Below are 11,724 nucleotides of genomic sequence, written 5' to 3'. Positions count from 1 at the left end.
ATCCGTTCATCCAGAGCAGCCGAGGGATTGGCCCTATGACGCTGCGGCAACCCCCGTTCGGGAAGGTGCCAATTCCATCGGATTTTCCGACAGATGAAGCTGTATACGTATTGCCGTCATCTGTTGACGGTTTTTTTGTTGCCCTTTTGAGTTTTTCCTTTTAAAGGAGTGGATTTCGTGATTACACTGGAGCATATTACCAAAACGTACGGCACCAAAACGCAGGTTAAAGCCTTAAAGGGGATTGACCTGTCCGTAAAGGCCGGCGAGATTTTCGGTATTATCGGCAAGAGCGGCGCCGGCAAATCGACGCTCGTACGCTGCATCAATATGTTGGAACGGCCGACAACGGGCAAAGTCATCATCGACGGCAGGGACATGACGACCCTATCGGACTTGCAACTGCGGCAAGAAAGAAAATCTATCGGCATGATCTTTCAACATTTCAATTTGCTTTCTTCCCGCACGGTTTTTGACAATATTGCCTTTCCCCTGGAACTTACGGGCACGCCGAAGGACATTATTCGCAATAAGGTGGAAGGCCTCCTCGAACTCGTCGGTCTGACGGATCGGCAGTATAACTATCCGTCTCAGCTTTCAGGCGGCCAAAAGCAGCGTGTCGGTATAGCCCGCGCCTTAGCCAGCGATCCGAAGCTTTTACTCTGCGACGAAGCGACATCGGCCCTGGACCCGCAGACAACCCATTCCATTCTCACACTGCTCCAGGATATTAATAAGCGCCTGGGCATTACAATTATCATTATTACGCATGAAATGGCCGTCATCAAGGACATTTGCAACCGTGTGGCCGTCATCGAAGGCGGCGTCATTAAAGAATGCGGCCGCGTCGTCGACATCTTTACAAACCCGCAGTCCGAAACGATGCGGGAGTTTGTAAAATCCGTCATCAATGTGGAAGTACCGGAAGGAATTACACGACTCGGCGTGACGGACCAGCCTGCAGAAGGCCGCAACATGCTCGTACGCCTGCGTTTTAAGGGAAGTGTCACGAATGAACCGCTCATGGCCAATGTCATTCGCCATTCCGACGCGGACTTGAGCGTCCTCTACGGCAACATCGATTACATTCAGGATGAACCGTTCGGTTACTTAATCGTCGTCATCAGCGGCAGTATGGAAACGCAGGCAAAGGCTTTTTCTTACATTAAGACCCTTCCCGTAGAAAGTGAGGTACTCGGCTATGTCCCCGGAAATAATTAAACTTCTCCTCCAAGGTATTGAAGAAACAGCCATCATGGTCGCCGTCTCTACGTGCATTGCAACGGCTGTCGGCATTCCGCTGGGCATTACGCTGGTCACTACAAGCCGCGGACACATTCTGGAAAATGCCTTCATCAACCGTGTATTAGGCACGGTCATCAATATCATCCGCTCGATCCCCTTCATCATCCTCATGGTAGCCATCATTCCCTTTACGAGAATAGTCGCCGGTACGTCCATCGGTACGACGGCAGCTTGCGTGCCCTTGACAATCGTGGCTATTCCTTTCTTAAGCCGTCTCGTGGAAACGTCCGTGCGCGACGTCGACTACGGCCTCGTTGAAGCGGCCCAGTCCATGGGGGCAAGCCCTTTGCAAATCATTTATAAGGTTTTACTTCCCGAAGCCTTGCCCACGCTGATCAACAACATTACGGTTCTCGTCGTCAATCTCATCGGCTCCTCCGCCATGGCCGGCGCCATCGGCGGCGGCGGCCTCGGCGACATTGCCATCCGCTACGGCTATCAGCGTTTCCGCGCCGATGTCATGTTGGCAACTATCGTTATCCTGATCATCGGTGTCAACCTCATTCAGGCATGCGGCGATTTCCTCTCTCATAAAACGAACAAGAAGTAACCTCTTTACGGCTATACGAAAAGGGCGCCCCGGATAAACCGTCGGGGTCGCCCTTTTCTATTCTGCATATACTTACAAGAAGTCTTTAATCTTTTCCCGCTTGCCCCAGTTACGCAGTTTGCTGAGCGCCTTTCCTTCAATCTGGCGAATACGTTCACGCGTAACATTGAAGTGCTGTCCTACTTCTTCCAAGGTCCGCGGCCGGCCGTCTTTCAGGCCGAAGCGCAAGTAAAGGACCTTCCGTTCTCTGTCCGTAAGGCATGAAAATACATCTTCTATCTGTTCTTTGAGCAAAATGAAGGATGCCGCGTCATCGGGAGCAATCGCTTCATGGTCTTCAATGAAATCGCCCAAGTGAGAATCTTCTTCTTCACCAATGGGCGTTTCCAGGGAAACCGGCTCTTGAGCAATCTTCATAATTTCCCGTACCCGTTCAACGGAAACGCCCATTTTTTCCGCAATCTCTTCCGGCAAGGGTTCGCGTCCCTTATCCTGCAGGAGTTGCCGGGAAATGCGGATAAGTTTATTGATTGTTTCCACCATGTGAACGGGAATACGGATGGTCCGCGCCTGGTCGGCAATGGCGCGCGTAATGGCCTGACGAATCCACCAGGTCGCATATGTACTGAATTTATAGCCCTTGCTGTAATCAAACTTTTCAACGGCTTTTAAAAGGCCCAGATTCCCTTCCTGAATGAGGTCGAGAAAAAGCATGCCCCTTCCTACATACCGCTTGGCAATGCTGACAACGAGGCGCAAGTTGGCATCAGTCAATTTTTTCTTCGCCAAGTTGCCGACGCTTATTTCTTCAGCTGTCGCGGTTTCGCCGTTGCCCGCTTCAATGCGCTTCGCCAGTATAATTTCTTCTTCTGCCGACAAAAGTGGAACGCGGCCGATTTCTTTCAAATACATGCGAACCGGGTCATCAATATTGACGCCTTCCGGCACGGACAGGTTGACATTGACCGATTTATCGTCTTTTTCGTCTTCGTCGTCATTTATGCTTTCGTTCCCGTTGATCTGCTCCGACTCGCCGATAATATCGATGCCGTTGTCGGCAAAATATTCATACATACGATCCATTTCGTCGGCCGTCATGTCGTACTCGCCCATGGCATTCATGATTTCCGTGTACGTCAAACAACCTTGCCCCTTGCCCTTTTCGCAAAGTTCCTGAATATGTTCCAACGAGCGGGTCCGTCGTTCTTCATCGGAAATTCTCTTTTTTTCCGCTTTCTTCTTGGACGCGGTCTTCGCCGTCTTTGCAGTTTGCTTTTTTTTCGTTGCCTTCTTTGCGGCGGCCTGCTTTACGGGGGCGCTTTCTTCCGCGACGGCTGCAGTTTTTTCCGCCGACACGGCTTGTTCTTCCGCTTCTTTTTTCTTAGTTGCCATTAGTGTGCGCTCCTTTCTTTGCAGACAAAATCAGTTGTTTTATTTTTTCATTCAACTCTTTACATATGGCCAATTCTTCTTTTAAGCGTCCGTCGTCGTGCACACTGTATTCGGCGGCCAAAGCGCTGTGTACACGGTATTCCGCCTGCACACTTGCCAGCTGGAAACGCAGCACGTAATCAAAGAGCACATGCTCGTCGATGGGTACGTCCTCAAGGACCATAATACGCGCCAGTTCTTCACTTTCTTCCGCTGTCAGCTCTTCCTGTACGGATTGGAGCGAATAGGTGCCGTTTGCCGTGTGTTGCCGGTCTATTTTCTCATAAACGCCGCGGCGCTTCAAGTCGGTAAAATAGGTCGGTACTATTTTTTCCTTTACGGACCCGTAAAAGCCGGGATGCTCCAGAAGATAACGCAAAATGTTTTCTTCCGCCACGGCCATGGAGTTTACGCCGCGGGCGGCCGCATTTTGCCTTGACACGGCACGGGAAATGACAACCTGTCTGCCGCCGGCTTCAGGATGAGCGCGCACATAGGCGTTGTACTCACTGCGCACGGCGTTTTCATCGATCTGCAGACGTTCAGCCATCTTCTTCATGAAGGCTTCCACGATAATGGGGCTGTCCGTCTGCACGAGGACGGGCATAACCGCCGCCGTAACGGCCGACTTTCCTTCCAGCGTGGCTGCGTCGTTCTCCCGCAGGCTCGTGTAAAGCATGTAATCGAGAACGTTCGGCGCACCGGCCAGGGCCTCTTTAAAGGCCGCTTCCCCGTGAGCGTTAATATACTCGTCCGGGTCCTTGCCGTCAGGGAGAGAGAGAACGCGAATATTCATACCCAGGGTGCGCACGATTTCCATGGCCCGCAGCGTCGCCTGCCTGCCGGCATTATCCATGTCGTAGGCAAGGATGAGTTCCTTTGCCTGACGCTGCAGGAGCCGTGCCTGTTCGGCCGTAAAGGACGTTCCCAGCGAAGCCACTACATTCGTAACACCGCGGTTGTGGGCGGAAACGACATCCATATAGCCTTCGACGAGAACCGCCCTGCCTTCGCTGTACACGGAGCGATGAGCCTTGTTGAAGGCGAAAAGAATTTGCCGCTTATTGAAAACCGGTGTTTCCGGCGAATTCAAATACTTCGGCTTACTGTCGCCGAGAACGCGGCCGCCGAAGCCGACGACCCGATTCCGGCCGTCGTAAATGGGAAAGATAACACGATTGCGAAAAGCATCGTAATAACGGCCGTTTTTTTCTTTAGCCAGCCCTAATTTCACCAGCTCTTTGCCGCTTATTCCCTTTTTCATGAACGCGTCGGACAACTTATTCCAGCTGTCCGGTGCAAAGCCGAGACGAAAGTCGCGAATAGTCTGTTCCGTAAGGCCGCGCTGCTTGAAATAAGCCAGTCCCGGTTCGCCGTACTTCGTCTTGACGAGACAATTATGAAAGAAGCTGCAGGCCATCTCGTTTATGGAAAAGAGGCGCTGCCTCATGCGGTCCCGCTTCTTTTCCTCTTCCGTCCGTTCCGCTTCGGGCAAGGGAATGTGCGCTCTTTCGGCAAGTCTCTGTACGGCTTCGCCGAAAGTGAGGTTTTCTCTTTTCATAATAAACTTGAACACATCACCGGCAGCATGGCAGCCGAAACAATAAAAAAAGCCCTTATCGGCAGCAACGCTGAAAGACGCGGTCTTTTCATTATGAAAAGGACAGCAGGCCCAAAAATTACTCCCCCTCCGCTTCAGACTTACATAGTCCGAAATAACGGAGACAATATCGTTTGCCTGCCGTACTTGTTCGATAAATTCATCTGAAAATCTCATCGTCGCAGCTCACCTGTACTGTCCAATTTATTATGCTTTATATACTATTCTATGGATATGCTTTATTTCCTGCTTTTTTCGGCCTGCCTTTGCCAATTTCCGCTTATAATCATGCGGGAAGGCTTCATGACCGGCCTTTTATATGGATTTATCGACATCAATTCTGTATAATATGTATACGGCAGGAGCGAAGAATTCTCATTCCGGAGAAGTGTCAAATGATTCGATTTACAGTAGGACAGCTGCATAAGCCCACGTCCGTAGCAGGTGCGCTGCGTCATTTCGGCATATCCGCCGGCATGCGCCGCCGCATTAAGCATGAAGGTCTTTGCAGGCGAAACGGTACGGCAACGGATTTGCGCGTCCTTGTAGAAGAAGGAGATGTCATCGAAGTCACCTTCCCCGCGGCGGATACCGTTGCGGCGGAGCCCATCGATCTCGATATTGCCTACGAGGATGATTGGCTCCTCGTCGTTAATAAGCCGGCGGGAATGCTCATGCACCAAACGAGCGGCGAACGGACCGGCACCTTGGCAAACGCGGTCATGTATTATTATGGAAAGCGGGGCCTTACTCTTTCTTACCATCCCATGCACCGCCTGGACAGAAATACATCCGGCCTCTGTCTCATTGCCAAGTATCCCCATATTCAACATCTCTTCGACGGCAAGGACCGCTTTTATAAGCGCTCTTATTTGGCTCTGACGGAAGGATTTTTTCCGGCTGCCATGGCAACGGTTCACGCGCCTGTCGGCCGGGATCCGGAAAGCATTATTAAGCGCTGCACCTGCCCGGACGGAAAACCGGCTCACTCGGATTTTTTTCGTCTCGAAGCAAATAAGACGTACAGTCTCGTCCAAGTTATCCTTGCGACGGGACGGACACACCAAATTCGTGTACACAGCGCTTATTTGGGCCACCCCCTTGTAGGCGACGATCTCTACGGCGGCGGTCGGGAGCTCTTACGGCGGCAGGGGCTGCACGCTTGGCGCATGCAATTTCTGCATCCTGTGACCAAAAAAATCATTGCCGTTTACTCACCCCTGCCGGCGGATATGCACAGCTTAGTGCAAAAGGCCGGCTGGGATTTTAAGACTCATACAATTTAAGGAGGAACACAAATGCCCTTAGTTACTACTACGGAAATGTTCAAAAAAGCCTACGCCGGCCATTATGCCGTCGGCGCCTTCAACATCAACAACATGGAAATCGTCCAGGCCGTCACGGAAGCGGCGGGAGATATGAACTCGCCCGTCATTCTTCAGGCGTCGGCAGGAGCGCGCAAATATGCGAAGCCCGCATACCTGAAGCATCTCGTCAAAGCGGCGCTGGAAGAATTTCCGAACATCCCCATGGCCCTTCATCTCGACCACGGTGCCGATTTTGAAACGTGTAAGGACTGCATTGACGGCGGCTTTACGTCCGTCATGATCGACGGCTCCCAGTATGAGTTTGACGAAAACATTGAACTGGCCAAACGGGTCGTCGAATACGCACATGCGCACGGCGTCGTTGTAGAGGCGGAACTCGGCAAGCTTGCAGGTATTGAAGACGATGTCAAGGTCGCCGACGACGAAGCGTCGTATACCCGGCCTGAAGAGGTTGAAGAATTTGTCGAGCGGACAGGTGTCGATTCTCTGGCCATCGCCATCGGCACGAGCCACGGCGCGTATAAATTCAGGCCCGAACAATGTACGCTCACCAAAGACGGTGTTTACGTGCCGCCTACACTGCGCTTCGACATTCTCGAAAAAGTAGCGAAACGCCTGCCCGACTTCCCCATCGTCCTCCACGGTGCATCGTCGGTCGTCCCGGAATACGTTAAAATCATCAATGCCAACGGCGGCAGGCTGGACGAAGCCATCGGCATCCCTGAAGACCAGCTGCGCCGTGCGGCATCTCTGGCCGTGTGCAAGATCAACGTCGATTCGGATCTGCGTCTTGCCCTGACGGCAGGTGTACGGCAGCATCTCACGGCCCATCCGGATCACTTCGATCCGCGCCAATACTTAAAAGACGGCCGTCAATTCGTCAAGGACATTGTAAAACACAAAATTAAGGAAGTATTAGGCTCGGAAAACAAAGCATAATACAGCTTTTATTTTATAGCGGATAAGCCCGGACATTCTGCGTGCAGAATGTCCGGGCTTTATCATGGAAAAAGATATTAAACCGGATAGTTAATTTTCTTTTTGTCACGATCAATCGCAGCAGGCCAAGCTGAAGCTGCCGCCCAAGTCGGCATGAATATCGTTACACATGCTTTTCGCCGTTTGAGCCAGGGCCGGCAAATCGCATCCCGTTTCTATGCCCATGGCCTCGCACATGTAAACCAGATCTTCTGTCGAAATATTTCCTTTGGCTCCGGGAGAAAAAGGGCATCCTCCCATGGCCGCCAAGGAAGAATCCAAACGGGTAAATCCTTCTTCCAGTGCGACGTACGCATTGGCAATGCCCATACCGTACGTGTCATGGAAGTGAACACTGATTTTACTGATATCGGCATAATTTGCAAAAAAGCGTAATATTTCCCGCGTATGATCAGGCGCGGATATGCCTGCCGTATCGGCCAATCCGAAGGATTCCACACCTACGCTGCGGGCTACGTCGATAATCTTCCGCAGCCGCTCCAAGGAAATTTCATCACCGAAGGGGGAGCCGAATACACAAGGCAGGCAAAGGATTACGTCCAGTCCTTCCGAATGAGACGCCAGCTCTTTAAACGTGTTCAGGCTCTCTTCGACAGTGCAGCGGGAATTGCGTAAATTATGCTCTTCGCTGGCACTGAGTACGAATTCCACCGTCCTTACGCCTGCAGCCTCGGCATCTTCGACGCCTCTCTTATTTAAAGCCAATGCCGTCAAGGTAACGTCACGGGACGAGGCATAGTCTTTAACATCTCTATACACTTCTTTCGCATCGGTCATTTGAGGCATGACTTTCGGATTGACGAAACTCGTCACTTCCATCATCTTAATGCCGCAGTCAATCATCTTTTTTATGTATTTTATTTTCGTCTCCGTCGGAATAAAGTCGCTATGATTCTGCCATCCGTCCCGGGGACAACATTCCTGAATACGTACACGCTTGGGAAAAGACACGATTATCCACCTCTCTGAAATTACGGACACATCATATCGGCAATAAAGTTAAAGGTAAGGGCCGCTACGGTCACAAACAAGACCAATCCCGCCGCCGCAACAATGAGTAATTCCAGAAAATACTTTCCTTCCACTTCTTTCGTATATTTTTCCTTATAACTCCCCGCAACGGCAGCCAGTATTAAAGCGCCTCCCGTTGAAGCCGGCGATATGCCGCTCACGGCACCGCCTGCGGCAACGGCCGACATCATGGCCACAGGATTTACGTTACCGATCTGACGGGCAATATCGACGCACATAGGCATCATCGTCGGATACACTACGCCCAAGGCGGAACTGACGAAACTGAGCAGCCCTGCAGATATGCCCATTGCAGGAATCGCCGTAGACTCGGTCATGACGGACGCCATGAAGTCGTTCATCAGTTCAATGCCGCCCAACTTGTTGACGACGCTGAGCAGGGCACCTACACCCAATACCATGACGATGGTTGACCAGGGAATCATTTTCACTACAGTCGAATCTTCCGCCACGTGGCAGAAGAGGAGCACGCCCGATACCAATAAAGCGGCCAGGCCGAGAGTAACATGAAAACAGACGACGAGCACCAGCATAGCGACAATTCCCGATAAGGAGACAATTTGCCGTGTCGAAAAAGCTTCCACACTCGTTTCCAACTTTTGTAGGGGCCGTTTTAATTTATAACCGCCGTAAATTACATACAGAACCAAAGCAGCGAGAAAATTGGCAAAGGCGACACTCACCATGAGGGCAGGAATAATATCGCTACCGTTAAGTCCCGCCTTCATGACGGCTTCCGCAACGATGGCCGATTCGGGCGTAATCGGCGAAAAGCGTCCGGCCGTCATGCCGCAAATGCCGATGAGGATGAGCATAATCGGATGAAATCCCACACGTACGGCAATCGATGCGGCAAGCGGCGGAATAATAGCCAGAGCGGGAACCCCGCCGGGCCCGACGGAAACGACGGTAAAGCCGGCTATAAAAATCAGAATCGGCAAGACCCACATCCGTTCTCCTGCCGTGGCAATTACCTTTCTGGCCAATAAGTCCAGGGCCCCCGTATCGATGACGATGGAAAACAGGAGCGTAATACCGACGAGCGTAATAAACAGGGATGCGCTGATACCGCCGATAAGCACCTTTTCAGGCATGCCGACGGCATTGACAAGAACGACGCCGGCAGACAGCGCAAGAATGCCGATATTATTTTTTCGCCAAAAGGCTATGCCGATAATACCGATAAAAACGATAAGTGAAGCCATATCCGCAACCATGGTATTCTCTCCTCCGCCGTTTAAAGCTTAGACTAATTGATAACCTTCTTGGCCCGCAGGACCGCCAACTCATTCTCCGTAAATCCGAGGTCCGTAAAGACGGCCCCGTTATCTTCACCCAAATCGGGAGCGGCTTTTTTGTACGTGCAGGGCGACTCCTTCATTTTCACGGGATTACCGATAACCGTCAATTCCGGCGCCTCGGGATGCTTTGCCGGAGCCGGAACTCTAACCAGCATTTCGCGTACTTCCGTAATGTTTTTATCCCCGGCCAACTGCTCGCAATTGTAAATCGGCGCGACCGGTATGCCGGCCCCGTCAATGATACGGCATACTTCGGCAACGGTCTTCGTACTTGCCCATGTTTCAATAATCTTCTTTAAGGCGTCGGCATTCTTCTTTCTCTTTTCCGTATCGATGTACAACGGATTGCCGGCCAATTCGGGCTGCCCTATGGCGGCGGCGAGACAGGCAAAATGCTTATCCGTACCGGAAGCGATAACAAAATAGTCGTCCTTTGCTTTAAACGAGTCATACGGCGCCGATGAAATATACTTATTTCCCGTCTTTGTCGGACTTACGCCCGTATAAACGTATTGCATCATCTTCGCCTCCATGCCGGAATAGATGGAATCGACCAGAGCCACATCTATATGATTACCCTTGCCGCTTTTTTCCCGTTCAAAAAGGGAAGCACAGACGGCAAAGCCTGCGTTTAATCCGGCAAACAAATCGCCGATAGCCATGCCCGCGCGGGTCGGTTCCATGTCCGGCCAGCCTGTAATACTCATGCTCCCGCCCATGGCCTGGCCGATCAAGTCATAGCCCGGCCGCCCGGAGTTGGGACCGTATTGGCCGAAGCCGGAAATGGACGCGTATATGAGCTGCGGGTTTATTTTTTTACAATCCTCATAGCTGAAGCCCAAACGCTCCATGACACCGGGCCGATTGTTTTCAAGGAGCACATCCGCCGATTTTATCAAGGCTGCAAACAAATCCTTTCCTTCAGGCTGCTTTAAATCGATAGCGACGCCGCGTTTATTGCGGTTGAGGTTTTGAAAATACATGCTGAGGCCGCTGTTTTTTTCCAAGGGTCTCGCGTTTCTCACAAAGTTGCCGCCGCTTCGCAGGTTTTCCACCTTGATGACATCGGCACCCATGTCGGCAAAATACATACCGCAATAAGGACCTGCCAAGAAATCCGTAAAATCAAGCACTCTGATCCCTGCTAAAAGTTTCCGTTCCATCATATAAGCTCCCTTCCGAACTGAATTCGAATGTCTTTTATAAGAAAATTATAACAATGATATGTTTTCTCGTGAAATGCCAAAAACACGGCATTTATTATAACATTTTTGCATTATAAATTTTATGTTTAAGCATGTATCTAGGCGAAAAGGCCAAATTTCTCTTCAGTACACATGTGCAGTTTATATTGAAACCGTCTTCCCGGTCAGGTAAAATTAAGTAAACACTGTAAAACAATGAGGTGTCTTCCATGACCATCTTTCAATTGGAATGTTATTACGCCTTAGCTCAATCTCTAAATTTTACATTGGCCGCAAATCGACAATTCATTACTCAACCGGCCTTAAGCCGCAGTATTGCGGCCTTGGAGAAGGAAATCAACTTCGGACATCAGCGTCAATCTGAAATTTACATCGCCTACAGGTCTTCTCCGCTCTCTTGATGACGGTACGGTAGACATTATCGTCGCCTCGGGGAAACCGCGCCGCAAAAGTAAGTCCCTCTTAATCGACCGGCGCCGCGACTGTATCGCCGTTTCTCCCTTCCATCCTCTGGCAAGTCGGGAGGAAGTGGATTTTTCGGAGCTGCGTCAGGAAAAATTCATTGCAATTTCCCGCGCTTCGTCGGAGGCGGGATATGAATCGATTATTCTTCATGCGGCTGCGGCGGGCTTCACACCGGACATTGTCGGACAGGCCGATACCATATCGGCCCTCTTAATGCAGGTGGCCTGCGACGCCGGCATATCCGTCCTCTACAAAGAACACCAGGCCAATTCCGGCGACAACGTGGTCTTTGTTCCCTTGCGGGGTGAGAAACTGTTCAACCGCTACCTCCTGTGGTCGCAGGAAAACAACCCTTGTATAAACGCCATGATCGAAGTGGCCAAAAACACGTTTATACAATCCGGCTAATATCGCTTTATACTGCAGCAAAGGGCATTTTAACTTCACTTTCCGGTTATAGGACTGAAGCAGGCGTAATTTCTTGCTTTTCAATATATTGTGTGCTAAA

The 11,724-nt window shown here is 50.9% G+C and carries 11 protein-coding genes and 1 riboswitch; of the genes, 6 read left to right on the top strand and 5 right to left on the bottom strand.

The annotated features are described in order from the left end of the window. Nucleotides 1-3 precede the first annotated feature (3 nt). Nucleotides 4-100, top strand: a riboswitch (SAM riboswitch). Between the two features lie 77 nt (nucleotides 101-177). Both BQ2674_RS02515 and BQ2674_RS02510 read left to right on the top strand, forming a co-directional pair. After that, on the top strand, nucleotides 178-1,221 hold the full coding sequence (locus BQ2674_RS02515) for a methionine ABC transporter ATP-binding protein (protein WP_075572293.1): 1,044 nt from the start codon (nucleotides 178-180) through the stop codon (nucleotides 1,219-1,221). Beyond that, nucleotides 1,202-1,855 (top strand): methionine ABC transporter permease, encoded by a 654-nt coding sequence (locus BQ2674_RS02510; RefSeq protein ID WP_075572292.1) that lies wholly within the window; start codon nucleotides 1,202-1,204, stop codon nucleotides 1,853-1,855. Before BQ2674_RS02515 ends, BQ2674_RS02510 begins: the two co-directional genes overlap by 20 nt. Nucleotides 1,856-1,927: 72 nt before the next feature. On the opposite strand, the gene rpoD is transcribed toward BQ2674_RS02510, so the two are convergent. Further along, nucleotides 1,928-3,247 carry an RNA polymerase sigma factor RpoD gene (rpoD, locus tag BQ2674_RS02505; protein WP_083222291.1) on the bottom strand — a complete coding sequence of 440 codons (1,320 nt, stop codon included), beginning with the start codon at nucleotides 3,245-3,247 and terminating at the stop codon, nucleotides 1,928-1,930. Next, nucleotides 3,237-5,063, bottom strand: coding sequence for a DNA primase (gene dnaG / locus BQ2674_RS02500; protein ID WP_075572291.1), 1,827 nt, complete (start codon nucleotides 5,061-5,063; stop codon nucleotides 3,237-3,239). The genes rpoD and dnaG overlap by 11 nt, the downstream gene beginning before the upstream one ends. A gap of 218 nt (nucleotides 5,064-5,281) precedes the next feature. Here dnaG and BQ2674_RS02495 point away from each other — a divergent pair, with 218 nt between their 5' ends. Together BQ2674_RS02495 and fba are read left to right on the top strand one after the other, a co-directional pair. Next, nucleotides 5,282-6,172: an RluA family pseudouridine synthase gene (locus tag BQ2674_RS02495; protein ID WP_075572290.1), complete on the top strand. Its 891-nt coding sequence runs from the start codon at nucleotides 5,282-5,284 to the stop codon at nucleotides 6,170-6,172. A 12-nt stretch (nucleotides 6,173-6,184) separates the two neighbouring features. Beyond that, on the top strand, nucleotides 6,185-7,153 hold the full coding sequence (gene fba / locus BQ2674_RS02490) for a class II fructose-1,6-bisphosphate aldolase (protein WP_075572289.1): 969 nt from the start codon (nucleotides 6,185-6,187) through the stop codon (nucleotides 7,151-7,153). A 111-nt stretch (nucleotides 7,154-7,264) separates the two neighbouring features. Here fba and BQ2674_RS02485 read toward each other — a convergent pair whose 3' ends face one another. The 3 genes from BQ2674_RS02485 to BQ2674_RS02475 are packed head-to-tail and all read right to left on the bottom strand — an operon-like array spanning nucleotide 7,265 to nucleotide 10,712. Next, the gene (locus BQ2674_RS02485) at nucleotides 7,265-8,164 is read right to left on the bottom strand and encodes a hydroxymethylglutaryl-CoA lyase (RefSeq protein ID WP_075572288.1); all 900 of its coding nucleotides are present in this window, start codon (nucleotides 8,162-8,164) and stop codon (nucleotides 7,265-7,267) included. A gap of 20 nt (nucleotides 8,165-8,184) precedes the next feature. Continuing rightward, the gene (locus BQ2674_RS02480; protein WP_075572287.1) at nucleotides 8,185-9,462 is read right to left on the bottom strand and encodes an SLC13 family permease; all 1,278 of its coding nucleotides are present in this window, start codon (nucleotides 9,460-9,462) and stop codon (nucleotides 8,185-8,187) included. Between the two features lie 32 nt (nucleotides 9,463-9,494). Further along, nucleotides 9,495-10,712: a CaiB/BaiF CoA transferase family protein gene (locus BQ2674_RS02475; protein ID WP_083222289.1), complete on the bottom strand. Its 1,218-nt coding sequence runs from the start codon at nucleotides 10,710-10,712 to the stop codon at nucleotides 9,495-9,497. 248 nt (nucleotides 10,713-10,960) lie between these two features. Here BQ2674_RS02475 and BQ2674_RS08730 point away from each other — a divergent pair, with 248 nt between their 5' ends. Beyond that, a complete protein-coding gene (locus tag BQ2674_RS08730) occupies nucleotides 10,961-11,152 on the top strand; it encodes a LysR family transcriptional regulator (protein ID WP_075572285.1) in 192 nt (63 codons plus the stop codon). Further along, the gene (locus BQ2674_RS02465; protein WP_075572284.1) at nucleotides 11,067-11,624 is read left to right on the top strand and encodes a LysR family substrate-binding domain-containing protein; all 558 of its coding nucleotides are present in this window, start codon (nucleotides 11,067-11,069) and stop codon (nucleotides 11,622-11,624) included. The genes BQ2674_RS08730 and BQ2674_RS02465 overlap by 86 nt, the downstream gene beginning before the upstream one ends. Nucleotides 11,625-11,724 lie beyond the last annotated feature (100 nt).

Origin of the sequence: Megasphaera coli (assembly GCF_900095855.1) — a bacterium.
GTDB classification, from domain to species: domain Bacteria; phylum Bacillota; class Negativicutes; order Veillonellales; family Megasphaeraceae; genus Megasphaera; species Megasphaera massiliensis_A.
This window is presented reverse-complemented; position numbering and strand designations above follow the sequence as displayed.